Annotated in this window: 28 protein-coding genes; all 28 read right to left on the bottom strand. The window is 55.1% G+C overall.

Annotated features, from left to right (window positions below):
* Position 1 precedes the first annotated feature (1 nt).
* The 28 genes from ACNA05_RS10835 to ACNA05_RS10700 all read right to left on the bottom strand — a co-directional run bounded on the left by ACNA05_RS10835 (position 2) and on the right by ACNA05_RS10700 (position 22,914).
* Entirely contained in the window at positions 2–1,591 is a 1,590-nt protein-coding gene (locus ACNA05_RS10835; RefSeq protein ID WP_415811504.1) for a sensor histidine kinase, read from the bottom strand.
* A 24-nt stretch (positions 1,592–1,615) separates the two neighbouring features.
* A complete protein-coding gene (locus ACNA05_RS10830) occupies positions 1,616–2,287 on the bottom strand; it encodes a response regulator transcription factor (RefSeq protein ID WP_415811503.1) in 672 nt (223 codons plus the stop codon).
* Between the two features lie 86 nt (positions 2,288–2,373).
* Positions 2,374–3,966 (bottom strand): trypsin-like peptidase domain-containing protein, encoded by a 1,593-nt coding sequence (locus tag ACNA05_RS10825; protein ID WP_415811502.1) that lies wholly within the window; start codon positions 3,964–3,966, stop codon positions 2,374–2,376.
* Positions 3,967–4,080: 114 nt separating this feature from the next.
* The gene (locus ACNA05_RS10820) at positions 4,081–4,719 is read right to left on the bottom strand and encodes a DUF938 domain-containing protein (protein WP_415811501.1); all 639 of its coding nucleotides are present in this window, start codon (positions 4,717–4,719) and stop codon (positions 4,081–4,083) included.
* Positions 4,716–6,122, bottom strand: a complete 1,407-nt coding sequence (locus ACNA05_RS10815; protein ID WP_415811500.1) for a sensor histidine kinase — start codon at positions 6,120–6,122, stop codon at positions 4,716–4,718. Before ACNA05_RS10815 ends, ACNA05_RS10820 begins: the two co-directional genes overlap by 4 nt.
* Positions 6,123–6,169: 47 nt before the next feature.
* Entirely contained in the window at positions 6,170–6,847 is a 678-nt protein-coding gene (locus ACNA05_RS10810) for a response regulator transcription factor (protein ID WP_415811499.1), read from the bottom strand.
* A gap of 54 nt (positions 6,848–6,901) precedes the next feature.
* Positions 6,902–7,225 carry a PepSY domain-containing protein gene (locus ACNA05_RS10805; RefSeq protein WP_415811498.1) on the bottom strand — a complete coding sequence of 108 codons (324 nt, stop codon included), beginning with the start codon at positions 7,223–7,225 and terminating at the stop codon, positions 6,902–6,904.
* Positions 7,226–7,294: 69 nt separating this feature from the next.
* Positions 7,295–8,224, bottom strand: coding sequence for a DnaJ C-terminal domain-containing protein (locus tag ACNA05_RS10800; RefSeq protein ID WP_415811497.1), 930 nt, complete (start codon positions 8,222–8,224; stop codon positions 7,295–7,297).
* A gap of 38 nt (positions 8,225–8,262) precedes the next feature.
* Complete coding sequence (locus ACNA05_RS10795; RefSeq protein WP_415811496.1) at positions 8,263–11,931, bottom strand: baseplate multidomain protein megatron; 3,669 nt, start codon at positions 11,929–11,931, stop codon at positions 8,263–8,265.
* Positions 11,928–12,371, bottom strand: coding sequence for an NlpC/P60 family protein (locus tag ACNA05_RS10790; protein WP_415811495.1), 444 nt, complete (start codon positions 12,369–12,371; stop codon positions 11,928–11,930). Before ACNA05_RS10790 ends, ACNA05_RS10795 begins: the two co-directional genes overlap by 4 nt.
* Positions 12,368–13,027, bottom strand: coding sequence for a DUF2163 domain-containing protein (locus ACNA05_RS10785; protein WP_415811494.1), 660 nt, complete (start codon positions 13,025–13,027; stop codon positions 12,368–12,370). The genes ACNA05_RS10790 and ACNA05_RS10785 overlap by 4 nt, the downstream gene beginning before the upstream one ends.
* Positions 13,020–13,643, bottom strand: a complete 624-nt coding sequence (locus ACNA05_RS10780; RefSeq protein WP_415811493.1) for a phage distal tail protein, Rcc01695 family — start codon at positions 13,641–13,643, stop codon at positions 13,020–13,022. Before ACNA05_RS10780 ends, ACNA05_RS10785 begins: the two co-directional genes overlap by 8 nt.
* Before the next feature lie 24 nt (positions 13,644–13,667).
* Positions 13,668–14,078 carry a phage tail tape measure C-terminal domain-containing protein gene (locus tag ACNA05_RS10775; RefSeq protein ID WP_415811492.1) on the bottom strand — a complete coding sequence of 137 codons (411 nt, stop codon included), beginning with the start codon at positions 14,076–14,078 and terminating at the stop codon, positions 13,668–13,670.
* Positions 14,062–14,274: a phage tail assembly chaperone gene (locus tag ACNA05_RS10770; protein ID WP_415811491.1), complete on the bottom strand. Its 213-nt coding sequence runs from the start codon at positions 14,272–14,274 to the stop codon at positions 14,062–14,064. The genes ACNA05_RS10775 and ACNA05_RS10770 overlap by 17 nt, the downstream gene beginning before the upstream one ends.
* Complete coding sequence (locus tag ACNA05_RS10765) at positions 14,267–14,578, bottom strand: hypothetical protein (RefSeq protein WP_415811490.1); 312 nt, start codon at positions 14,576–14,578, stop codon at positions 14,267–14,269. Before ACNA05_RS10765 ends, ACNA05_RS10770 begins: the two co-directional genes overlap by 8 nt.
* Positions 14,575–14,985, bottom strand: a complete 411-nt coding sequence (locus tag ACNA05_RS10760) for a phage major tail protein, TP901-1 family (protein ID WP_415811489.1) — start codon at positions 14,983–14,985, stop codon at positions 14,575–14,577. Before ACNA05_RS10760 ends, ACNA05_RS10765 begins: the two co-directional genes overlap by 4 nt.
* Before the next feature lie 21 nt (positions 14,986–15,006).
* A complete protein-coding gene (locus ACNA05_RS10755) occupies positions 15,007–15,420 on the bottom strand; it encodes a DUF3168 domain-containing protein (RefSeq protein WP_415811488.1) in 414 nt (137 codons plus the stop codon).
* Entirely contained in the window at positions 15,417–15,734 is a 318-nt protein-coding gene (locus ACNA05_RS10750) for a phage head closure protein (RefSeq protein ID WP_415811487.1), read from the bottom strand. The genes ACNA05_RS10755 and ACNA05_RS10750 overlap by 4 nt, the downstream gene beginning before the upstream one ends.
* Positions 15,731–16,294 (bottom strand): head-tail connector protein, encoded by a 564-nt coding sequence (locus ACNA05_RS10745; RefSeq protein WP_415811486.1) that lies wholly within the window; start codon positions 16,292–16,294, stop codon positions 15,731–15,733. The genes ACNA05_RS10750 and ACNA05_RS10745 overlap by 4 nt, the downstream gene beginning before the upstream one ends.
* A 78-nt stretch (positions 16,295–16,372) precedes the next feature.
* Positions 16,373–17,563 carry a phage major capsid protein gene (locus tag ACNA05_RS10740; RefSeq protein ID WP_415811485.1) on the bottom strand — a complete coding sequence of 397 codons (1,191 nt, stop codon included), beginning with the start codon at positions 17,561–17,563 and terminating at the stop codon, positions 16,373–16,375.
* Positions 17,556–18,008 (bottom strand): HK97 family phage prohead protease, encoded by a 453-nt coding sequence (locus ACNA05_RS10735; RefSeq protein ID WP_415811484.1) that lies wholly within the window; start codon positions 18,006–18,008, stop codon positions 17,556–17,558. Before ACNA05_RS10735 ends, ACNA05_RS10740 begins: the two co-directional genes overlap by 8 nt.
* Entirely contained in the window at positions 18,005–18,271 is a 267-nt protein-coding gene (locus ACNA05_RS10730; RefSeq protein WP_415811483.1) for a hypothetical protein, read from the bottom strand. Before ACNA05_RS10730 ends, ACNA05_RS10735 begins: the two co-directional genes overlap by 4 nt.
* Positions 18,268–19,443: a phage portal protein gene (locus ACNA05_RS10725; RefSeq protein WP_415811482.1), complete on the bottom strand. Its 1,176-nt coding sequence runs from the start codon at positions 19,441–19,443 to the stop codon at positions 18,268–18,270. The genes ACNA05_RS10730 and ACNA05_RS10725 overlap by 4 nt, the downstream gene beginning before the upstream one ends.
* A 128-nt stretch (positions 19,444–19,571) precedes the next feature.
* Positions 19,572–20,009: a hypothetical protein gene (locus tag ACNA05_RS10720; RefSeq protein WP_415811481.1), complete on the bottom strand. Its 438-nt coding sequence runs from the start codon at positions 20,007–20,009 to the stop codon at positions 19,572–19,574.
* A 119-nt stretch (positions 20,010–20,128) separates the two neighbouring features.
* The gene (locus ACNA05_RS10715; RefSeq protein WP_415811551.1) at positions 20,129–21,271 is read right to left on the bottom strand and encodes a DNA-packaging protein; all 1,143 of its coding nucleotides are present in this window, start codon (positions 21,269–21,271) and stop codon (positions 20,129–20,131) included.
* A 76-nt stretch (positions 21,272–21,347) separates the two neighbouring features.
* On the bottom strand, positions 21,348–21,752 hold the full coding sequence (locus tag ACNA05_RS10710; protein WP_415811480.1) for a hypothetical protein: 405 nt from the start codon (positions 21,750–21,752) through the stop codon (positions 21,348–21,350).
* Positions 21,718–22,554 carry a DUF6456 domain-containing protein gene (locus ACNA05_RS10705; RefSeq protein ID WP_415811479.1) on the bottom strand — a complete coding sequence of 279 codons (837 nt, stop codon included), beginning with the start codon at positions 22,552–22,554 and terminating at the stop codon, positions 21,718–21,720. Before ACNA05_RS10705 ends, ACNA05_RS10710 begins: the two co-directional genes overlap by 35 nt.
* The gene (locus ACNA05_RS10700) at positions 22,555–22,914 is read right to left on the bottom strand and encodes a helix-turn-helix domain-containing protein (RefSeq protein WP_415811478.1); all 360 of its coding nucleotides are present in this window, start codon (positions 22,912–22,914) and stop codon (positions 22,555–22,557) included.
* Positions 22,915–22,933 lie beyond the last annotated feature (19 nt).

Raw genomic sequence — 22,933 nt, 5'->3', positions numbered from 1 at the left:
ACTAGACTTTCCCTGAGGATTTAGCTTTGCCTTCATCGGCTCCCAAACCGGGACGGCGGCGCGGCAACACAAGGCTCGCCTTCAATCCGAGCGTGCCCCGGTCGTCAAATCCGTCTTCCAGAGTAAACTCCGCACGGTGCAAATCGGCCACGGCGTCGACAAGGGCCATACCGAGACCGCTGCCCGGCAAAGTTCGGCTCTTATCCAAACGAACAAAGCGTTCTTTTACACGCTCCCGATCTATTGACGGGATGCCTGGGCCGTCATCGGTCACCGAAATCGTGACCCGTCCATTGCGGGTCTTACGCAGTTCAAGATGAATGCGGCCGCCTTTGGGTGTATATTTGATGGCATTTTCAACCAAGTTTGAGACCGCCTGAGATAACAGACCTCTATCGGCCAGAATGTCGGTGCCTTTGGCAATATCGGCGGAAAATTGTAGTCCCGCATCCTCACAAGCCGGCTCATAAAGCTCGGCTAGATCATCCAATAGGGGCTTAGGATCCGTCGGCTGTAAAAGCTCGCGCCGCTCCCCCGCCTCAAGTCGGGCAATACGCAATACGCCGTCAAAAGTCGTGAGAAGTTCGCTGGCATCTTCGGCCGCCGAGAAAAGTATGTCGGCTTCCGGCGTGTCGCCTAATTCAACGGCGGCGCTTTCCAGCCGCGTCCGCAAGCGGGTGAGCGGAGAGCGAAGGTCATGAGCAATAGAATCCCCTGCATAGCGCATCGCCTGCATGAGGCGGTCAATATGGTCGAGCATGGAATTCAAATGCTCCGCCAGAAGGTCCATCTCGTCTTCGGAGTAATTTCGCGGCGCGCGCCTGTCTAAATTACCCGCGCGCACATCTGTTGCCAGCCGGTTAAAAGCCTCCACCCGCGCGGCGAAACTGCGCGATACAAACCAAGAGGATATGAGACCCAAAATAGCCGCCAGCAAAAGGGCGGGGACAAGTGTTGAGCGAATTCTGTCACCGGTTCTGGAAATGGCTTCCACGTCCCGTCCGACAATAATGGCGGCAACATTATCCTCACCCAGTTTTAAATTCCCGACAATCCCCCGCGCCCGTCGATCAATAAAATCTTCTGAATCTGAATTGGGGTCAGAGTATAAAAATTGAATTTTTGAAAAGCCGCGACTGTTGATCTCATCTTGAGCAATGGCTTCACTGGCCAGAAGGTCGCCTTGGCCCAGAATATTTCCCCGTATCAGGACTTGGGATTGACGGCGGGCTTGCAGAAAATAAAGCGCTTCATAGCTCGCGCCCCGGACCGTTACGGCGCGTTCTACGGCGGTAATCCCGCCGCGATCATAGAGTTGTTTGAACTCATCGCTTTCCGGAGACAGACCTTGCGGCACAATCCCAGCGGCCTTCGCGGCGCGTACGCGGGCCAAACCCCCTTCGTCATAAAGGTTCTGAAGCTCGGCAATTTCATCGATATTGGATTGCTCCACGCGTCGCAGCTCGGACTCGATCATGGAATAATAGACAAGCCCCAAGGCAGCGGCAACGCTGACCATCGTCAACGTTGCGCCTAATAAGGACAAGCGGAACATCGTATTCCGCAGCAGTTTTTGGATAGCGTCAATCACAATCAGACGCTTAAAGAGCGGCCATTAGACCTGCAAGCGATAACCCGCGCCGCGAACAGTATGCAGCAGAGGCTCATCGAACTCCTTGTCGATTTTTCCGCGAAGCCGCGAAATGTGAACGTCGATCACATTGGTCTGGGGGTCAAAATGGTAGTCCCAGACTTTTTCGAGAAGCATAGTGCGGGTCACAACCCGGCCGGCATTGCGCATCAAGCATTCCAGCAAACGGAATTCGCGGGGTTGCAGCAGGATCTTTTGTCCGTCACGGCGAACCGTGCGGGCCAAAAGGTCCATTTCCAGGTCTCCGACTTTAAGCTTGGTCACAGCGGCATTCGGATCAGATCGGCGGCCAATCGCTTCTACCCGCGCCAGAAGCTCGGTAAAGGAATAGGGTTTGGCCAGATAATCATCTCCGCCTGCGCGAAGGCCTTCGACCTTGTGGTCGACTTCGCCAAGCGCTGATAGGATCAGCACGGGCGTTGCATCACCCTCTTCGCGCAAATCGCCTAACAGTTCCAGACCGTCCCGCTTGGGCAGCATTCGATCGAGTATTAAGGCGTCATAATCTGCCGCCTTAGCCATTTCGAGACCCAAATCGCCGTCAGGGGCGAGGTCAACGACGTGACCAGCTTCCATAAGGCCCTTTCGGACATATTCAGCTGCAACTTCATCATCTTCGACAACGAGTATTCTCATTTCTTTCTCCACTAGTCCCCCAGACTTTCAGTTTTCATTCTTTCTACTAAATTTGACCCAAATATGGTCTCATCCAAAATTTGTTCTCATAATGGCAAAACCATGTAGGTCTCTCCTCCGTCCTTTAGTCGGACATGGAGGGATATACTTTCTTTCTCATCCAGCTTGGCATTCAATACCACTGTGCGCAAAACGTCTGTCTCCGCTAAAGGTTCACTTTCAGCTTCGAGAAGTACCATGCCCATTTTGAATCCAGCGCTCTCAGCGGCGCTGCCGGGCGTGACAGATTCGACATAAATTCCGACTTGGTCAGAGCGCATTTTGATCGCATTTCGAAATTCGGATGAAATATCAAGGACTTGCAAGCCCGTATCTACATTGATTGTGCCACGGCTCGGCTCTTTCGGGGCCGGCGGCGGCATGCCTTGCGTAATGGCTTTTGCCGTTTCGACCTCGTGTTTGTCGGGACGTTCGGTAATAGAAATATTTAAGGCATAGGTTTTTTCGTCCCGCTCATAAATGAACCGTCCGACATCGCCCGGATTCATTTTGCCGATGACTCGCGTCGCCTCGACGGCGTTTCGAACGGCCTCGTCGTTCACGCGAAGAATAATATCATCCACCTGTAATCCATATTGAGCAGCCGGACTTCCCGGGACGACACTATTGACCAGAGCGCCCGCCTTAAAAATACCGGGCTGACCCTCTATTTCAAACTCGGCGTCGCGCAAAGCCGCGCCAAGATAGCCGCGCCGCACCCGACCGTCCGTTCGAAGAGAGCTTATCACCTGTTCTGCTGTGCCGTGGGGAATCACAAAAGCGATACCGACACTGGCCCCGGTTGGGGAATAAATAGCGGAATTTACGCCAACGACATCACCGTCCAGGTTAAAGAGCGGGCCGCCGGAATTTCCGCGGTTAATTGTGGCGTCAGTTTGAATGTAATCAACATAATTGCCGCTATCCACACGCTCGCGTCCAATAGCTGAGATCACGCCCAGACTGGTGGATTGGCCGATGCCGAACGGATTTCCGATCGCGACGACCCAATCGCCGACTCTAACGTCCCCATCCTGTTTGAACGTTAGATGCGGTATCTTCTCTTGAGTTTTTATCTGAAGAAGCGCGAGATCCGTTTCTTCATCTGTGCCGAGAACGCGGGCCGGATAAACCTGCCCGTCATTAAACTCTACATTGATCGTATTACCGCCTTCGATGACGTGATAATTCGTCACGACTTCGTTCTTGTCAGAGATTATGAACCCAGAGCCCTGCCCTTCAGAAGTCGTTTCTCCGCTTTCAGTGCGGACGATAATATTGACCACGGACTGGCTGACATTCTCAACAAGGTCTGCAATGGACGGAAGTGAAGAGACTGGCATATCCATGAGGTTCTGCGGCGTCAGCGCTCTCGCTGTGGAGGATAGTTCCGCCGGAGGCGACATTTTCTGAGCGGCGCTATTTTGAGGGCTGGCCTGATCCGTTGTTCCTTGATCTCGTAGGGGGGTGAACCTCTTAGCTTCATTTTGCCCGGTCTGCGCTGAGTTGTTATTGATCGCTTCAGCAACTCGCGCGGTTTCACTCGGATCGCTCTGTTGCGCCAAAGCAGGCGCAGATACCAGCGCAGCGGCAGTCGTTGCGCATAAAAGCATTTTTCGTGATGTCAAAAGGTCGTGCAAAAACACTCTTCGAATCCTCCAGCTTGGCCCCACCATGGGGGGAATAGACTATCAGGAACATGTCCAAAACATGACAAGGAAGTCATGAACTGAGGAAAGCTCGCTTGTTAAGGCCTAATCGCGAGAAAAAACGTAGATGTGATTGTTTTTGGGCATCTCAATCAGGCGATGCCCATTAAACCCGGCCTTTGCAAAGATATGCTTAACAAGAGCTTGCTCTCGCACGCCCCAAGCGGGATTCCGGGCCTTCAAGTTTTTGTCGAACTCCAGGTTTGACGGGGCCGAGCGGCTTTCGTCGAGAAACGGGCCGTAGAGGACAACCACGCCGCCCTCTCTAAGGATATGGGCTGCGCCTAAAGCTAAGCCTTCACAGGCTTCCAGCGGGGCAATATGGATCATATTTGCCGAATATACGGCGTCATAATCCGGGAGGCCGCCCCACCAATCCGGAGCCGTCATATCCAGCGGAAGCGAAGGTCGCAGCTGCATCGGACTCTCTAGGCGCCAATCATCTTCGCTCGCGCGGGATTCAGCGTCCGGGTCGGAATATTGCCAGCTAATATCGTCGCGACTGGCGCAAACGGCGTGTCCATGCTCCCCTGTGCCGGAAGCAATTTCAAGGACATGCGCTTCGGGCGGCAAGATCGTCTTCAGCTGCTGCGCAATGACCTCTTTATTGCGGCCTGCACTTGGCGAAAAACGCCGCGCGCCGCTTTGTTGTCTGTCTTCAAGAGCTATAGGAGGTTTTGTCATGACGCGCCGACTTTGGGCAAAATCAGCTCTGCCTGCAAGCCCCCCATTTCAGACCGGGACAGGTGAAATTGTCCTTTATAGGCACGGGCGAGATCATCGACGATCGCTAGCCCCAGACCGCTGCCCGGCGTGGCTTCGTCCAAACGCGCGCCGCGTTTCAAGGCCTCTTCATATTCTTTGGGATCAAGTCCTGCGCCGTTGTCTTCAATGATGATCCGCATCATATCAGAGCGGTTTTTATCCGTTTCAGCTCTGACCTTTATATCTGTTTTCGTCCATTTGGCCGCATTATCCATTAGGTTGCCAACCATATCTTCTATGTCTTGCTTTGCCCCGCGAAAGACCAGAGCGGTTTCTGTATCGACATCGATATACAAATCCTTGTCACGATATATGCGCGGCAAAGTCCGCATTAGGGGGTCAATTACATCTGCCAAAGGCGTTGTGACGCCGATGGACTGACCTCTTGCCGCCGCCCGGGCGCGGCGAAGATGGTGATCGACTTGCTGGTGCATAATCTCGGTTTGTTTCGCGACGAGCGCTGACGGCGTTTGAGGCCCGCTTTGAGCTTCATTCTGCAAGACCGCCAAAGGGGTTTTCAGAGCGTGGGCCAAATTGCCGACATGAGTCCGGGCGCGCTCCACAATATTCTTATTGTGACTAATCAAGCTATTCAGCTCTTCGGCCAAAGGGGCAATTTCAGGTGGATACACCCCCTCCACTTGCGCGGATTTGCCTTCGCGGACATCTGCCACTTTGTTACGAAGTGTGAAGAGCGGGCTTAGACCCACACGTACCTGAGTATAAACAGCAAATATGAGCGCCAGGCAAAGCGCCGCCATGAGCGCGAGAGCCGTTACAGCAAACCTCTGAATATCCCGCGTGGCCGCGCGCTTGTCAGCTCCGGCCAAAACGATAACGGGTTGTTCTGTTCCAGGTAAAATAACCTGACGCGCCACGATACGAAGGGTTTCCCCCGTGTCTACACCCCGGCTGGAGGCGCGCACGGCTTCTCCCATATTTGATTTTAGGTTTCTTAAAACCGGAGGCTCCAAAACCAAACTCTCGCCGTAAAGAGAGCGAGAGGCGGCAAGGATTCTTAAAGGCGCGCGCGCTTCTCCATTGGATTGGCCGATAAGCCAGTAACGACCAGATAAAGCGCGTTGATACCGAGGATCCAGCGGCTCCCGCGAGACAGCAACTGCCCCGTTTGCATCCACATCAACGGACGCAATCAAAGAAGTGACGGCGCTATCAAGGGGGTCGTCAAAAATCCGATAGGTCGTGGTTCGGTATAGCCAGGTTAACACCACGGCAGAAATAATCAGTATAGGAACCGCCCACATCGCCGCCCCGCGCACAAGACCTGTTACGAGAGAGCGGGGATGGCGTGTCGTGGTCATGAGGTCAGGCATAGACTGAAACTAAATTTGCGCAAGAAGGCCGTAATTTACTCAGCCTTTTCGGAGGCCGGATCGATCAGGCGATATCCGAGCCCACGGACAGTTTCGATACGGTTCGTGCCAATCTTACGTCTTAAACGGCCGACAAACACTTCGATTGTGTTGGAGTCGCGGTCATAATCCTGTTCGTAAATATGCTCGACCAGTTCCGTCCGGGAAATGACCCGGCCTTGGTGAGCCGCCATATAGGCCAGCAACCGGAATTCATGGCTTGTCAGCTTAATCGCCATCCCGTTGACAAAGGCGCGCGCCGAGCGGTTATCGACAGACAGCTCGCCAATATCAATCGTGTCCGTGCTGTGCCCGGAAGCCCGCCGCAGTAAAGCCCGGAGCCGGGCCATAAGCTCTTCGGTATGGAATGGCTTGGTCACGTAATCATCCGCGCCAGCATCAAAACCGGCAACCTTTTCGCTCCATTGGTCGCGCGCGGTGAGAATCATAACGGGAAATTTCTTCCCGTCCGCGCGCCATTTTTGAAGAACAGAGACGCCGTCAATCAATGGCAGACCTAAATCCAGTATCACGGCATCATAAGGTTCGGTGTCGCCGAGGAAGTGGCCGTCTTCGCCATTATCGGCCACATCGACCGCATAACCGGTATCTTTTAGCGCCGTGCGGAGCTGGCGTGACAAATCGGGATCGTCTTCAACAATTAATACGCGCATGAAAAACCTATAGTTAAAAGCGGTGTCACGTCGGGTCGAACGTGACAGAGACTATCATTTCACCCGGCCTGTCCGGGCGTCAATACGAATATCAATAATTCTTCCCCCCGGCGCCCGTACCCGCACGATATAGGTATTTCCAACCAGACGCAGGTCGACATACTCGCCGCCGCGCACACGCGATAGGGCAATGGATTTGGCCTGAGACGCGGAGATACGATTTTGTGCAAATTTTACGTAGGTCGGCGATTGCTTAGCTGGCGCGGCCGCCGGAGCCTTTAAGTCGGCCTTCTGGCTCGGCAATAGCGGCGCAGCCATAGCTGTTCCAGCGCTCATAAAAAGCGCCGTCGCAGTAATCAATATGGACCGTAACGTCATCATGCGCCCTGTTTAGCAATAGAAGCCTGAATAACATCTGAATATCTGATTCAGGCGAGCGATTAATGCTTAGAGCAATCCGTTTCGAATGTCAGCCCCGCCCATATCCGGCCAGTCTTTGGCCATGGTCGGCAAAGCCGCAAGCTCCGCATCCGTTAATTTGATGCGTGTGGTGACGTAGAGATCGCCTTTTGCGGCCCCCTTTCCCGACAACCGAAAGCGCTTGCCGGAGTTCGTTCCTGGCGGAATCGTCAATTTTACTGTGCCCTGCGGCATGGGAATATCAACTTTCGCGCCTTTTGCCGCCTCTGACAGCGTTATGGGTAAATCCAGATGCAGGTCATCGCCTTCGCGTCGCAGGTTTTTATGCGGCTTAATCGTAATTTCTATCTTGGCGTCACCGGCCGGGCCGCCATTGACGCCCGGACGTCCTTTACCGCGCAAGCGCAAGACCTGACCGTCTTTAACGCCGGCGGGCAACTTTACTTTTAGTCCGCCCTGAAGGGATTTTGTACCGCCTTCCAGCGCGGTTAGGAGAGGTAATTGCATTTTATAGCGAACATCCGCGCCTTTCTGGGGACGCATGGGCGGTCGTTCCATGCCGCCTTGCATGCCGCCCATATTCATCCCGAAGAGTGAGGAAAATAAGTCGGCCATATCGTCTTGGCCACCGCCGCGGCGAGACCTTTGGCCAAAGCCGCCAAAACCGCCAAAACCTGTCTGCGGCCCGCCCCCGCCAAAGGGATTGCCGCCGCCTGCAAAGGGATTTTGCTGCTGTCCGGATGCATCGACCTGACCCGTATCATATTGCTTGCGCATATCGTCATTGGACAGCAGGGAATAGGCCGCCGTCACTTCCTTGAAGCGCTCCGCAACTTTGGGGTCATTATTATTCGTGTCAGGATGAAGTTTTTTCGCGAGCGTCCGGTAAGCTTTTTTAATCTCGGCCTTGGTCGCGTCTTTCTTCACCCCCAATAAAGTATAAGGGTTTTTTGCCATGATAGGAATGTAAGCGGAACGGCGGCGTTTTCAATGGCTTAGCTCGCAGAAATCAGAAGTTTTGCTGTCGCGCCCCATCCTACTAAATCTGAGCCTTGCGAGACATCTATGTGGGTGAGGTTTGGGGCCATGGATTGATAGCTCGGGGTGGTGACCTCTGCGGTTTCAATCAGCGTTTCACCGTCCCATAGCCGGACACGATAGCGTTCGCTCCCTTCGCCTAGAGGCACTTCCCCTAGCCAGCTATCCGCGTCTACACGGCTGCGGCGAATCCAGTTTATAACAAGAGCGCCCGCATCGCGTTTAGCCGTGAGATGGGCGGGGCTGAGCGGTTTGAGGTGGCTCGCGGCGTATTCAAACTCTGTGGGGGCGCTTTGTCTCTCATTGGCTATGGCCGTTAAGGACACGGCCTCCCCTATGTAGTCGGGGTTGATGTCCAAGACTTGGACGCCAGCGTCCAGCCAGACAATTCGCGCCCCGGACGTCACGCCTTGCCGGCTATAGCCTTCACTGCCCACGCCTCTCAAAATAGTGTCGCAACGATATCGGTTTGGCCCAATCAAAGTCATATTGGCGGCTTGCAAAAAATCCCAGCCCTGCGGCGTCTCGACGGCAAAGCGGTTGGCCCCTAACAGGACGGCGTCTTCGGATTTACTGTTGAGGCCTGTGCCCGCCATGAGGATTTCAAATTCTGCGGCGCGGTCAAAGTAAGCGCTGGGGCCGGACGGAATATCCGTGAGTAACGCGCCGAGGCGTAGAGGCGCCCGAAGCTCCGCGCTCTCTCCCGTAGCCTCTATCACAGTGTCGCTAAAAGGTGAGAGCAAGGCCCCGACGGCGAGACCCACAAAAGGCGCTGGAAGGTTGAGAGAAATCGGAACGGGCCGACCGGGATAGATTATGGGGTCGTGGGCATCCGGGGTCATCCCCTGAAGCGCACTTACAGGACTTGCGACATCCCGCTTGGCCTGTACGACTTGCCCCTCCAAAGCTTCAACACGCCAAACACCCCCTATATTCGGTAGCCTGACGCGATCCCCCGCCTCCAATGTCAGGTTTTGCGGCGACAAAGAAAAGCGCACGCTTTCACTCTGGCTCTCTATCCGCTCCATCAAATTATCACAGAGATAGTTTGCGAAACTCCGATCCATGACAACGGGCGCATTTATATCCAAAATTCGTTCTGTTTCGGATAGCCGATCACGCGCGGAGGCAAGGCCAAGCTGATACTCCGTTCCGGCGTCGATAAAATGCAATCTCACATCCCGTAAGCTCTCAGCCGGGTCGGCATAGCTTCGCGTGACTGGGCCGTCGATATGGTCCATCAAGTCGTAGGGCGTAAGTGTCCGCACTTCGCCCTCGCCAAGGGAGAAGAAAGCAACCGTCCCTGCCCGCTCGGCCAGGCTGAATCCATATAGTTCGCTCAACGTCGAAATCGCCGCGCGGGCGCTCATAGGCCGGTCAATGTGATAGCCTTGGACAAGACCGTTCAGACCTTGAGTGTTTATATCAAGCAAACCGCTTTGTGCGGAGATATCGCGGACAATATCTGCCAGAGTGACAAGCCCTACTCGGCCGGCAATCCAATGCCCTTTCTGCCAGTTTTCTCCGTCAGACCAGACGTTGTCTCTCGCCGGAAAGTCGGGAAAGGGGCGCGCATCCCAAGTCCAGACGCTCATTCGATCTGTGTTGATCATTTGGCCGGAATAGACGGGCGATATCGGATTGTGGGCGGGGTCGTCCCAATAGGAGATAAAGGCCTCTAGATAACGCCGTTGAATAAGGTCGTCCCGCTCGCCATTAGAATAATGCGGCAAGCGGCTTTCGCTGCTCTTGGTGTCATAAAACACATTGGGCTGGTTCGCGCCGAAATGCACGGCAGGACACCCAATTTCCGTAAAAATTATAGGTTTGGATTGCGGCTGCCACGCCGTGGGCTGCGCAACTTCGACGCCGCCGACGCGGTCGAAATGCGGCTGCGACCACCAGTTTCGAATGTCCTTATACCGAAACACCCAGGGCTTTCCTGCCCCGCCATCGGTAATCGAAGAGCGTATTTGCGCGTCCCGGTCAGCGTCAGAGCCATAGAAATAGTCATAGCCTTCCCCGCCTTCAATCTGACTTTGAAGATAGGCAAGGTCATAAATATCACGCGCCAAATTCTGATCTAGATGCGCGCCCTCCCGCCAATCCGAGAGCCGGAAATAGGCGTCTATCCCTACGGCCGAGATATCGGGGCTGGCCCAGAGCGGGTCTAGGTGGAAGCTAACATCGCCGCTCCCGTCCTGTGGATGATGTCCAAAATACTCGCTCCAATCTGCGGCGTAAGTCAGCATGGCGTCAGACCCAATTCTCGCGCGCACCTCCGACGCCAGGCTAACGAGATGCGTAACAGCCGGGTAAGTCGATTTACCGCCTGCCCGCTCTCCACGCAGAGTCGTCAGGCCCCGCATTTCAGAGCCGAGCACAAACCCGTCCACGCCTCCGGCTTGCTGGGCCAGATCCGCATAATGCAGAACGAAATTGCGAAAGCCATTTGGCCCTTCAAAGAACTGCGCGACCTGCGCCGCAATTCCGGCATGGCCGTCCGTCCCGTTTTCGGAAGCAATCCGCCCTCGCCAAGGAAAGGGACTCGGGCCATCTGGAATATCCATCAGAATGAAGGGATAAAGCGTGACTTTGAAACCACGCTGTTTGAGAGCTTGGATAGCTTGCAAAATCGATTCATCTGACGGCGTTCCGCCAAAATTCGGGCGGCCTTCGGCATCTGAAGAGACCAGATAGGCTTGGCCGCGGGGATCAGTCCCGACCTGCCATTGCCCGTTTGGTATAATCCGGTCGCGCCGTTCCACACCGGGTCGAATTTCACATTCACCGCATCGAAGATCCGTCCCAAACCAGGACGTTATAATGGACACATGACTACAATTTGGGAGCTGATCTTCGAGCTGATCCAGCGCCAGCAGAATATCCGCCTGACCGGAGAGATTGTTCATATTGATCGGACGCGAAACGCCTAGCTCTGGCGTTTCCTCGATAATTTGCGTGGCATAGGCAAATTCACCAGACCCCGGTAACAGGCTCACAGATTTTACCAAGTTTTCCATTTTTTGTTGATTGCCCTGCGAAGGGGGAACCCGAATGACTTCGGCATTTATTTGAGGCAGCCGCGCCCCGAAGCCATCCAACGGAAAATCCTCGAACACAATATAGGCCGTGTCTCTAAAGGCCGGAACAGGGCCGCCTTCAATCGCGCTAATAATCGGGTCGGGCATTTGATCTGATGTCCCTTTATACACCCGCATCGTGACGCCTGCGCTGGCCAGCGGTTCTCCATTCGCCCAGAGGCGATCCACGCCCAGAATTTCGCCTTCGCAGAGTCCTACGGCAAAGCTCATGGTATAGCTGTAAGTCGTACGGGTCGGGCCGCCGCCCTTGCCGCTCTGAACTTCTTCTTCTGTCCGGATTTCGCGCAGACGCGACGCCCAAATCACCTGCCCGGCCAGCCTGACCCGCCCGTAAACGCGCGACATAGGCGCGCCGTCCCGCGAGGTCTGCACATGAAGGCTTTCAAGTCTCGGCCCTTCGAACACACGATTATCGAAAATATGGGATATGGCGCGGTTGGCCGTGGATAGCGCAAACGCGGTGGCAGCCTGAGCGGCGGTATTGGCCGCAATATTGGCGGCGGTCACAGCAAGTGTGGTCATAATGAAACGTCTTTCTCAGGAAAACGGAAACTGTGAACCCAACGGCGTTGCCAATAGGGAACAAAGAAACTCTCCACCACGGCGCGGCCCCAATAGGCATGAGTGATAATGTTCGGCGCAGAAAGAATGGCGATATGTTTGCAGGGCGCGTCCGGGCTCATGCGAAAGAGAAGCGCGTCGCCGGGGCGGGCCTGAGCGTTCGGGATTTCTACCAGCCAGTCTCGCGCGGCCTTTTGCAACGTCTCTTCGCCGCATTCTTCGGCCCAATCCGGCGTGTAGGGCGGCGGGGCCACGGGCTCCCCGCCATAGAGGCGGCGATAAATCCCGCGAATAAGGCCCAGACAATCGCACCCCGCCCCACATTCACTCGCCTGATGCTGATAGGGCGTGTCGAGCCAGCGCTTGGCCTCTGTAAGGACGCGCCTTTGAATGTCGTTCATTTATAACGCGAGCCGCCATCCTTGCGCGCGCCTTCCTTGGGGCCGGAATAAAGTCCGTCATCGCCGAGCAAAAAGGGAAAACCGCGAAAATTAATGACATTGCCGAATTGATGGCGGCAGGCCTCAAGGGTTTTCGGACAAACTGTTCCGTCCGGAAATTGCGATGCGTCCACCCCGCAACGCGCGTCGCCAAAGCTAGCGTCACACTTTTTTGAAAATACGCGGCCCGTCGACCGGCCGAGCTTATGGGAAAGGCCGAGCCATTCGATTTCATAATGACCGCGACGCGTTGTCACTTGCCCTAGCTCCCCAACCGAGACCACAACGAATTGGGTTGGGTCCTGCCAGTTGACTTTCAGGCGGGACAGTTTGGCCTCTTGCAGAATACCGTCCGTGATATCGCTTTTTGAAATTGAGACCGCATCCAATATGCCTTCAATCGCGCCGTTGTCAGAGGCAAAGCCAAGACGATGTTCAGCTTCGGATTCCGTCAGGCTCGACCCGGCGAAATAGGTCACGCCGTCAATGACGAGGTCGCGGTCATGTTCTGAAAAGCCAAAGACGCGTCCGTCTTTCAGTTCCAGTTTCCAAGCCGTGCAAAAAGTCGTAACAGACTGAGAAAGGGAATTAATTAATTCTGGAGAAAGTTCACGCATAAGGCAGCTCCACCATAGGCAAGCTGCGCATCTGCCCCGCGCCGAAATCCTCCAAGGTCATATCAAGAAAATCGGTATCAAACCGGACGACCGTATCGAAAGAAAAGCCGGCTGTGAGAACGACTCCGGGTGTCGGCGGCGAGACAAAAGTTATGACCCCTGTCAGGTAATCTATGGCGACGTCAGGCGGTGAAACCGACTGCCCATCGACGCCAATCACAACCGAATTTTCAAGAGGTTTTGTGATAGGACGCGTGAGGCCATCATAGTCTTTGACGAGTTGAAATTTGGTTGTCTCTCCATCCCCTTGCCCAAGGGTCTGATCGAGGGGTGAAGGCGTTCTTTCTATAGAACAGGAACGATTGTCAAAGGGGTCGAAAAAACGAAAACTGTGCAATCTGCCTTTTCGTGATACAAAGAACTCCATTATTTCAGATAGTTGCTCATGAGACTTCACCCCTGCGATTGCATCATATTTTCGGCGGGGGAGAGCGTGCGGGGCATTGCGATACTCCTGTCCGCTTGAAAGCTGCGTGATTTGTGTGATGAACTCCGGCCCTCCACTCGCCCCAAAAGCAAGCGAAATCGGAAAGCGGACGTCGTGAAATTCCGTCATATTTTGATCTTTTACGAAAGAAATTTAAAGGAGCTTTCGCCCTTGGTTTAACGCACGAGACAGACCCGCCGCGAGCTGTGTTTCCGACTTCTTGAACTCCGATGGGGAGCTGACGCCGGACACATTCATCGTCACATTTACAGGCGTGGATTTAGAGGAATAACTTTGCTCAGCGACCGACTGAATGGCGTTACTAAAAACGGTTTGAAGGGGGTCAGAAATCAATTCCCGCACCGCCAGTCTCGCCAGATCCCGCGTGATAGATTCCGCCATATTCGACAACGAAAACTCGCCATTTCTTGCCGCACGTTCCAACGCATTAGAGATACGATCTCCCGCCTTCTCAAATGCCTGCGCCATGTCATTTGCGGCGTCAGCTGCGCCTTCAATATCGAAATTGGAAACCGCCTCAGCCGCTCTATTTGCGTCCGTCATGCGTCCCCTCCTTGTCGGGAAATTGTTTTTGTAAGACCTCAAAATCAGCAAGCGATAAACCTTGGCCTTCGCCTTTCTTGCAGAGGGTCAGCCAATCAATCACCTCCATCGACCAGAAAGTTTCAGGCGTTTGGCCCATCTGTAAAACCGCTAATCGGAGCCAGACCTCAAACGGCCAATTCAGTTTCTCAGACACTCTTAAACGCCTCCTCAATCATCTCCGCCATGACGGTCATCGCCTCGGCCAGTTCTGTTTCACTGGCCTTAAAGGCGACGCTGTCCGCCTCCCCCGGCGGCAGGAAATCCGGAGAAAGCAGACAGGCCAACAGGACCCGCGCGGTGGATAGTCGCGCGGGTCGATCGGGGCTTTGCAGGCAGCGGGACAGTGCCTTTGGCCCCGGACACTCCAGACGGCGAGAGAGGACAGCCAACGCCGCCAGAGTGAAACGAAGAGAATAAGGTTTACCGTCCAGAGAGACGGTTCGAGTATGCGGGGTCATAGCGCGTTGAAAACGGGCGCGCCCGCACTCATCAGAATAATGTTAAATCCGGCTTCGCCTTGATAATTGCCGGAATAAGATAGGTTCGAGATTAGAAACGCACCGTCAATTTGACCAAAGCCCGGCAAAAGAAACCTTAAATCCAGAGCGTCTTGATCGAAAAAAGCTTGCCTGACTTGCGCAGCCGAAGCCTCATTTCGGAATATTCCCTGCCCTGACACCTCTGCGGACTTGACCCCGGCATTCGGCAAGAGTTCTTTCCACCCTTGGGCAGAATCACTATCGGTCACATCGACGACCCGCGCGTTTAGGCGCAGAGCTTTCGTCCGCAATCCAGCGAGAGTGACATAGCTCTCATCGTTTTGCTTTATTTTGACGAGCATATCCCGTCCGCGTTGAGCGCTCATGGAAGGCTCCTTTCTTATAAATCAGAGGGCTTGAGTGAGGAAAGACAGGCGCAAGAGGCCGTGATGGGTTCGTCCATCCGGCGCGCGTAAAATATCCGAATAAAGCGCAGTGGCGCTGACGAGAGTGTCCGGTGATAAATGTGCCGATAGAGCGTCTTGGTCAGTCACAACCGTTTCGATCTGTGCCAACAGCCCCAGAATTTCTGCCCTTCCCGCATATCGCGACCAGAGATGAAGCGTCATCTGATGTAAGCAAAGCGGGGTGGCGTCTCCGCCGACATCCTCGCGGCGCATCGCGCCGTAGCTGAGATATGGGAAGACTGGATCCTCCGGTGCGCTGTCATAAAGTCGTGGCGGCGTGCCGAGTGCATCTTGAACCCCCGTGTTTTGCGAGAGCGCCGAATGAACCGCTTTGGCGATCATATCCTGGCTCATTGCCGTTCCTCCTCACAGATAAGGTGGAGACGTTCTCCGCGCGTATCGGGGTCAGACGCCGCAATGACGCGCAGAATTCTATCGCCCCAAATCAATCGCGCCCGCTTCGGAAAATCGGCTCGATAGCGGATCGTCACCTGATAGCTTTGGGTCACACTGAGCCGACCATTCTCGCGCGTTTCCGAGAGTGTCTTGGGCGTAATGGCGGCCCAGAGGGCGCGTTGGAAACTCCATGTCGTGACGGTCCCGCCAAGGTCATCCGCGACCACAGAGGGCGCGTAAAGTCCTAACCGCGTACGTAATTGCCCGATCATAGCTTCAGGCTCCGGTAAGGCATGACCAGCGCGTCCACCATCATGGGAATACCCGGCATGTCTATGCCCGCGCGATGCTCATAGCCCTGCCCGATGAGCAGGAGCATGGCCTGCCGCAGCGGCATGGGAATATCGTCAATGCTTTCGCCATATCCCGCGACCACATCCACGGTGATTGCTTTGATTTCGGGGCGGTGATGCCAACTCCAAAGTCCTAAAGTGTCTTTTTGAATCGAAGCCGGCGTCGCGCGGAAATTTATTTTCAAACCGTCCAGAGACACGGCTTCTTCGCCTCCATTTTCCAAATGAAGTGTCATCGCCGTGACCGATTTTATCGGCGCAATATTCAAATAGAGAATACGGTTAAACGGCGACGCAAAACTCACGCGTTGCGGCCGCTCTATCAGGGTTTTACGGCAGAGTGTTTCCACCTGCTCCCGCGCGCTTTGAATTAAGTCTGTAATGAGAGTGTCTTCCGCGTCGTCATCCAGACGCAAGAAGAGTTTGGCCGCCTCAAGCGTAATAGGCTCAATCGGCGGGGGCATTATATCGGTTATCAAAATGTCCTCCTATGGGTAGAAATAAAAAAGGCCGCCCGGAGGGCGACCTTGTGAAGATTAAAATTGACTGGAAGTAAGTTACGCTGCGGCTTTGAGCAGCTTAATCGCGTCGAAATCCTGCACCCCGCCGCCGACGCGTTTCGTCGTGTAGAACAGGACGTAAGGCTTGGCTGAATAAGGGTCGCGTAAGACGCGGACGCCCTGACGATCCACAATCAGATAGCCGCGTCGGAAATCACCAAAGGCAATAGCGGCGTCTCCGCTGGACACATCCGGCATGTCTTCGGCCTCCACCAGAGGATAGCCAAGGAGCGTCGACGGCTGCCCGGCTTCGGTCGCGGGTTGCCAGATATAATTCCCGTCCGCGTCTTTGAATTTGCGAATATCATTCACAGTGCGCCGGTTCATGACAAAGCTAGACCCGGCGCGGTAACGACTTTTTCCGGCATAGATTAAGTCAAGCAAAGCATCGACGGGGGCAGTGGAATCGAACGCCCCGGCTGTTCCCGTGCTGACTGTGCCGATTTCCCCAAAGCTTTGCGAGCCATTGGCGGCTTGGGTATAATCGAGAAGGCCGCGCGGTTTATTCACTCCGTCGCCATTAACGAACGCCGCCATTTCCTGCGCGGCAAAGACGTCACGCACTTCATCCGCGAGCCATTGATCGACATCGGCGACGCCGTCATCCAGCAGCGCCTGTGTGGCAGCGGGCATGGCGTAAAGCTCCCCCGCCGGGAAATCGAGCAGTTCGAGTTGCGGCGCCTGGGTTTCAATCCGGGCATCGGTTTCACCGGCCCAGCCGGACGCCGCGCCCGAGGACGAAACCGGTTTTTTAAACAGGCCGGCCCCAATGCGCCGAACAGACGCGATAGCGCGGAAAGGCGAGCTTTCCGTCAGCGCCCGGTCAATCCGGCTCTCTGTTTCCGGCGGAGCGATATAGCCGCCCTCCCCATCCGTGCTGGAGAGAGATTTGCCTTCAAGCGAGGCAAGCCCTTGGGCGTCGCCTGTTCGGATGAAAGAGGACCAAGCCGATTTGGCTTCATTGTTGTTTCGTCCGCCTTGCAACGGGGTGGACAGGCTCATCGACAGATTGTCTATTTGTTTGGATTGCGCGTCCAACGCCGCATTGAGGCGGGCGACCTTCTCGTCGAGTAAACCATCCGAGGATTTGGATTCCAGCGCCGCCAGTCTCTCGTCGTTGGCTGATTTGAACGCCTCGAATGTTTTGGCAAAATCAGCTTTTAAATGCTTCGTTTCTAAATCAGGCATAAGCCATGTTTCCTTTATGTGAGGGTAGAAGATCGTCAATTTGGGTAATCCGCGCGCTGCGGAGCATGGGAAAAGCCACGACCGAGACCTCCCACAAATCCAATTCTGTCAGGAGGCGCCCGGTTTGATTTCGGCCGGAGCGTCGAACGCGGTATCCGATGGACAGGCCAGAGACCGCGCCCTGACGAATGAGGGTGGCTATTCGATCCGCCTCTCCCGAGCCGCCGATTAATTGTCCCGAGACGAAAAGTCCGGTTCTATCTTCCACCACCCGGTCCCAAACTCCAATGGGCGCACTGGTTTCATGACCGAATAACATTGGCAATCGGCCGTCCGGGAGGGCCAGAATAGACGCAGCAAACGCGCCTTGGCTCACGACGTCGCCGGATAAGTCCGTCTGATTAAACAGGCTGGCATAGCCGCTGATACGAAGGGAGGCGCTCATTTCGGGCGCTCCGCTTCAATGGCGTTGAGAGTGACTTGCCGCTCAATCCGGCCAAGGCTTTCCCGTATCATATCCATCTGCCCTTCGAGCAGAGCAAGACGTTCCAGAGAGGGCTGACGCAGGACGAGTTGTGTCTCCACGGCTTCAAGCCGCGCATTCGCCCCGCCCGCCCAGATCAGACCGCTCGCCGTTTGAATGGACAGGGTTATCAACATGCCGAGCGTGACCGTGCGATTGAAAGAATAGGCTTTGTTCTGGCTCATACCGCGCCTCCTTCAGGGGATAATCCGGCAAGCGCGCGTTTATCGGCGTCAGAGAGAAAGGTGGCGGCAGTCAACCTTTGCCAGAGCGTGTTTCTGTCTTCGGACAAGGCCGGGACTTTTTCGAGATCAGGGGAAATCGTGAGGGCCTCATCAAACCAGGGACGGAGCCAGCTTTGCAGGCCGTCCGATGTCTTGCGGACAAGCGGAATAATCGTCTGCCGCCAGAAGGCCTGATTGGCCTCGCGGTAATTGGCGTAAGTATTGTCGCCCGGCAGGCCAAGGAGCATAGGCGGCACGCCAAAGGCGAGCGCGATTTCGCGGGCGGCTTCGCGGCGGGCCTGGATAAAATCCATATCGGTCGGCGACAGGCTCATGGATTTCCAATCAAGGCCGCCCTCCAGCACTAGGGGTCGGCCCGCATGGCGCGCCCCGGCATGGCCTGTGTCCAATTCGGATTTCAGCCGTTCAAATTGATCTTCGGTAAGATGCTCCGATCCGCTCGCGCCTTTGTAAATGAGCGCGCCGCTGGGACGCGCGGAATTTTCCAATAGCGCCTTCGCCCAACGCCCGCCTTCGTTATGGAGGTCCACCGCCTGCGCCGCCGCTTGCAAGGGCGAGACTGAATCCTGCGGACTAAAGAGGCACATGGACAGAAGAGGAGATCGGCCTGAGGCCAGGTCATGACGTAGACGCCGGCTGTCCCCTCCTGCGGTGTCGATATCCCACGCCGCCACGGCGCCTGTCTGCGTTTGGAGCGGCGTCACGGCGACGGGGTTTAGGGCGGACAGAAAACTAGGGACGCCGTCTCTCATCCGCGCCTCCAGATAAGCCTCTCCGGAAAGTTGAAGATAGCCGTAGAAAGCCTCCAATGTTTCCGTTGAGCTGGACATGAGCGGGGAGCGCGTCAGAAACTCTGAGGCCGTTTTGTTTCCCTCTACCTTTAAAGGCACGCTCGCTGCCGCTTCGGCAATTAAGCGAACGCAGCGATAGACGATGGGATTACGGGCAAACCCTTCGCGACACAGGGCAGAAAAATTACGCGGCGTCCAATGCGCGCCTGACGATAGCTGCAGAGCTATGAGAGGCTGAGCAGCTTTCGATTCAGGCGGCAATGGTTTCGGCGCAGCAAAAAACCCGCTGCGACCCGCAGCGGGTTTGAAAAAATTCAACATGGGGCTTATCCTTTCGGGCGGCGCGTATGCAAACGCGCAATTCCGGCGATAAGGTGTTTATACCCCAGAACCGCTAAGTGCGGATCATTCTCTTGGTTTTTCTTGTAAGCCTCTGAAAAGCTTCTATTTTACGCAACCTTAAACAGGGACGGAGTTTTTTTATGGCGTCCGGTCAGGGTTTGGGCGAGTTTATAATTTATTTTTAGATCTTGCCGCCGGGTTTCGTCCCCAACGAGAGAGGCCAGGGTAATGGCCCGGCGATACGCTTCGATAGAACTTTCAAGCGCCGCGCGGTCGCGGTTTTTCTGGCCGAGTTTCAAAAGCGTATCCGCCAAAGCGCATTGCACAATCAGCGCTTCTTTCGGGGCGGTATCGATTTTATAGTAAGTCTTGGCTTTGTTGAGCGCCTCGACCGCCTGAATCAGCGGGGTCGTATCATTGGTCTGCGCCGCAAGCTTAATCATTTGCGCTGCTAATTCGCGGTTGAGCTCGCCGAGTTGAGAGGTGGTACGTCCGAGCTTTTCCTCCAACGTCTCCTTCATTGTCCGCTTCGCAATTTTATCCATATTCCAGTCCCCACAGCCATCAAAAATAGGTAGCTAAATTCGCCATATATGTGAAGGAGTAGGGTTAAGGAGACTTTAAGGATTTTGAAATTTTGACAAAATAGTCAATAGAATCAGTCTCAAGTCCGCCGTATTATCGGGTCGGATCGTCCATCGATTAGTAAATGGGTTAACGCCCAGACGAGCGCATCGGCGCGGTCAGGGCTTTTCTGGCGGCCCTTGGTTCCCATTTGGCGTAGCTCTGCCTCTAGCGCATCAAATCGCCCGGCATGAAACACGCGCCCCTGTTCATAGAGCAGCGCGACAGGCTCTGCCCGGCCCGCTTTACTTTTATGGGCAAAGACAGTTTTGATAGGGATATTGGGGTCAACCGTGCGGAGAATGGTTTTGACCATCTCCCCGCCCTGATTGACTTCGGCCAAAAGAGCGTCTGCGCCCCAGCCATGATAAAGAGAAATAGCCGCTTTGGCCCAATCCGTCGGGGACAATCCCTGAACGGTGCCGTCATGCAGCACATAGGCCCGCGCCGTTGACCCCTCGCCTTGTGCGCCCGCTACGATAAGTCCGCATTGATCCGAACGCGCCCCGGACGTAACCGGCGGATCAATCGCCACTATTATTTTGTCCAGCTGCGGAATAGCGCCGTTGAAACGACAGGTCTCAAAAATGCCTTGTGACCAGAGCGCCCCTTCGCGGTCAAACAACACCTCGCCTTCCAGTTCCTGTCGCCCCAGACGGGTCCCGCCATAGCTATCCTCCATCGCGGAGAGAAAAGCCGGAGACAGGTTTGCGGAATTGGCCCCGGTTTTAGCGCGGCTCACAGCTAGTCCCGACGCCGACATTAACGATTTCAAGGCTGGAATAGGTTTGGGTGTTGTGGTGATGACCAATTGGGGGTGCGTGCCCACCCGTAGCCCAAACCGCAGATTGGATAAGGTGTCTTCGGGATAGCTCCAGGCGCAGAACTCATCCGCCCACGCCGCCCCGAATTGCGGGCCGCGTAGGCTGTCCGGGTCTTCAGCAGAAAATAAATACCCCACCGCGCCATTGGGCCAATCAAGGCGGCGGCGAGACGGGGAATATGAGGGACGTTCCATCGGGTATCCAATATTCAGAAGACCGCTTTCCCCGTCGAGCATAACCTCACGGGCATCGGCCAGAGTCGGGGCGACTAAAGCGATACGGCCCGTTTCAAAGACTTTCCGGCGAACCCATTCGGCCCCGGTTCGGGTTTTCCCGCATCCGCGTCCCCCGAGGAGCAGCCAGATTAACCAGTCCGTATCGTTACGTTGATCATCGCGCTGCCAGATTTCCCAGTTTTTGAAAAACTGAAAAGGGTCATTTCCGGAGAGACTCCAAACGAGCAGCAGCAGCTTCGTCGGAGAGAGGTTCGATCTCAGCGACGAGATGATCGAGCCGTTCCAGGAAGCGTCTTCGATCTTCGGGACTAGGCGGGGGAAGGTCTTCATATCGCGTGAACTTCTTCTCTTCGTCGGCTTTCCGGATGCGCTCATTTTGGGCTTGGAGATCAGAGAGGCATTTCAGAGTGCTACTCATGGAGCGGGCGATCTTATCGAGCGTCTCGGCTGTCTGGCGGGCGGAGCTTGGGTCTCCCACCTCCTCATGCGCCATTTCGGCCACGACGTTCATTTCATCCAGCAAGCGTAAAATAGCTATTTGCGGGGCGCCTGCGTCAAACAGCAATGTCTCATTTTCTGCGGGCATGTGTCTTGGTTCGGGCATGAACATTTCTTTCAGCATAAGGATAAGGATCAGGAAGAGGGTCCGGCTTTGAGGCGCCGCGTTTGACGCCTGCGACCGTTCCGTAATGAGCAGAAAGCTTTTGCAAGCCGAGCTTTAATACCGTCAAGCCGCTACCGCTGGCCCATCTCTCCGCGCGTTCGACAGCCTCTAACGATTGGTCCAGACAACACACCGCAACAACCGCCACGTCCAGACCTGCCCCCATCGCCTCGCGCGCCTCTTGCACTCTGGCTTTGGCGTCTGCGGCGCGGATAAATTGATCCTCGGCATTATTGCTATGTCCGCCTTCTTCCACGCCCGCTATGTCATAGCGCTGCGTCGCGGTTAGGCCATGGCCGGAGGCGTGATAATCGCATGTGAAGCGTTCTCCCGCTTCAATCAGCGGAGCGTCCAGTAAAGGCCGTCCGTCATAATCCGTTCGCCGTGCCAGACGGTCCAGCGTCGTCAAACGTGTATTGACGGCGGCTTTGCGCTTCACGCCGCCCTGAATGTAAACGTCTCGCTCTTCGAGGCTGTAGTGCTGATTTTTTGCGGTACCGTCGCGGCCATATTTAAGGCGCCGCTCCGCCGATTTGGCGACGCGGTAGCCGTCCTTGTGGAGTTCCAATGCGCCGTAGGATTCCAAAGCCTGCATGTCTTTGACAGGTACCCAGAAAAGCGGGCGCTTCCGCTTATCCCCCAAGGGTTTCGCCGGCATAGCGTCGCAGCCCGTGGTCACACAAATAACCGCTTTATGGTGAGTTAGCCGACGTAGAATTTGAACTTGATGTGGGCTCAACATTTAGGCGGCCTCCGCTTTCAGAGGCACGGTTTTTGGGGCCTGCCTCAGGAAGTTTTCCAGATGAATAATCTTCATGTCCAGAACAGGATCTTCTCGGCTTTCCTCAATCACTTTAAACGCATGGGTCACAGTGGATCTGTCTTTCGAGAAAATACGGGCAATATGGCTGGGGTTCAGCTCGTACACCGTATTGATAAGATACATCGCAATCTGTCGGGCAAAGCGCAGATGCGGAGTCGCCTTGGGCGGGTCAATAAAATCCGGCTCGGCCACACCAAATTCGAGCGCAACCGCCGCAATAACGAGTCCGGCCTGATGGGTTTGACGAGCTATAATTTTGGGATGGGGTGGGCGTCTCATTCAATCCTCCGGTCATGAC

It is taken from the genome of Litorimonas haliclonae (assembly GCF_965138505.1).
GTDB classification, from domain to species: Bacteria; Pseudomonadota; Alphaproteobacteria; order Caulobacterales; family Maricaulaceae; genus Litorimonas; species Litorimonas haliclonae.
The sequence above is the reverse complement of the archived record's forward strand: the minus strand, read 5'-3'. Positions and strand labels throughout refer to the sequence as shown.

Excerpts from the sequence above, each read along its gene's own strand:
- ACNA05_RS10830 (WP_415811503.1), bottom strand. The coding sequence starts at position 2,287 with ATGAGAATACTCGTTGTCGAAGATGATGAAGTTGCAGCTGAATATGTC.
- ACNA05_RS10820 (WP_415811501.1), bottom strand. The coding sequence starts at position 4,719 with ATGACAAAACCTCCTATAGCTCTTGAAGACAGACAACAAAGCGGCGCG.
- ACNA05_RS10815 (WP_415811500.1), bottom strand. The coding sequence starts at position 6,122 with ATGACCACGACACGCCATCCCCGCTCTCTCGTAACAGGTCTTGTGCGC.
- ACNA05_RS10810 (WP_415811499.1), bottom strand. The coding sequence starts at position 6,847 with ATGCGCGTATTAATTGTTGAAGACGATCCCGATTTGTCACGCCAGCTC.
- ACNA05_RS10805 (WP_415811498.1), bottom strand. The coding sequence starts at position 7,225 with ATGACGTTACGGTCCATATTGATTACTGCGACGGCGCTTTTTATGAGC.
- ACNA05_RS10800 (WP_415811497.1), bottom strand. The coding sequence starts at position 8,224 with ATGGCAAAAAACCCTTATACTTTATTGGGGGTGAAGAAAGACGCGACC.
- ACNA05_RS10795 (WP_415811496.1), bottom strand. The coding sequence starts at position 11,931 with ATGACCACACTTGCTGTGACCGCCGCCAATATTGCGGCCAATACCGCC.
- ACNA05_RS10790 (WP_415811495.1), bottom strand. The coding sequence starts at position 12,371 with ATGAACGACATTCAAAGGCGCGTCCTTACAGAGGCCAAGCGCTGGCTC.
- ACNA05_RS10785 (WP_415811494.1), bottom strand. The coding sequence starts at position 13,027 with ATGCGTGAACTTTCTCCAGAATTAATTAATTCCCTTTCTCAGTCTGTT.
- ACNA05_RS10780 (WP_415811493.1), bottom strand. The coding sequence starts at position 13,643 with ATGACGGAATTTCACGACGTCCGCTTTCCGATTTCGCTTGCTTTTGGG.
- ACNA05_RS10775 (WP_415811492.1), bottom strand. The coding sequence starts at position 14,078 with ATGACGGACGCAAATAGAGCGGCTGAGGCGGTTTCCAATTTCGATATT.
- ACNA05_RS10765 (WP_415811490.1), bottom strand. The coding sequence starts at position 14,578 with ATGACCCCGCATACTCGAACCGTCTCTCTGGACGGTAAACCTTATTCT.
- ACNA05_RS10760 (WP_415811489.1), bottom strand. The coding sequence starts at position 14,985 with ATGAGCGCTCAACGCGGACGGGATATGCTCGTCAAAATAAAGCAAAAC.
- ACNA05_RS10755 (WP_415811488.1), bottom strand. The coding sequence starts at position 15,420 with ATGAGCCAGGATATGATCGCCAAAGCGGTTCATTCGGCGCTCTCGCAA.
- ACNA05_RS10750 (WP_415811487.1), bottom strand. The coding sequence starts at position 15,734 with ATGATCGGGCAATTACGTACGCGGTTAGGACTTTACGCGCCCTCTGTG.
- ACNA05_RS10740 (WP_415811485.1), bottom strand. The coding sequence starts at position 17,563 with ATGCCTGATTTAGAAACGAAGCATTTAAAAGCTGATTTTGCCAAAACA.
- ACNA05_RS10735 (WP_415811484.1), bottom strand. The coding sequence starts at position 18,008 with ATGAGCGCCTCCCTTCGTATCAGCGGCTATGCCAGCCTGTTTAATCAG.
- ACNA05_RS10730 (WP_415811483.1), bottom strand. The coding sequence starts at position 18,271 with ATGAGCCAGAACAAAGCCTATTCTTTCAATCGCACGGTCACGCTCGGC.
- ACNA05_RS10725 (WP_415811482.1), bottom strand. The coding sequence starts at position 19,443 with ATGTTGAATTTTTTCAAACCCGCTGCGGGTCGCAGCGGGTTTTTTGCT.
- ACNA05_RS10720 (WP_415811481.1), bottom strand. The coding sequence starts at position 20,009 with ATGGATAAAATTGCGAAGCGGACAATGAAGGAGACGTTGGAGGAAAAG.
- ACNA05_RS10710 (WP_415811480.1), bottom strand. The coding sequence starts at position 21,752 with ATGCCCGAACCAAGACACATGCCCGCAGAAAATGAGACATTGCTGTTT.
- ACNA05_RS10705 (WP_415811479.1), bottom strand. The coding sequence starts at position 22,554 with ATGTTGAGCCCACATCAAGTTCAAATTCTACGTCGGCTAACTCACCAT.
- ACNA05_RS10700 (WP_415811478.1), bottom strand. The coding sequence starts at position 22,914 with ATGAGACGCCCACCCCATCCCAAAATTATAGCTCGTCAAACCCATCAG.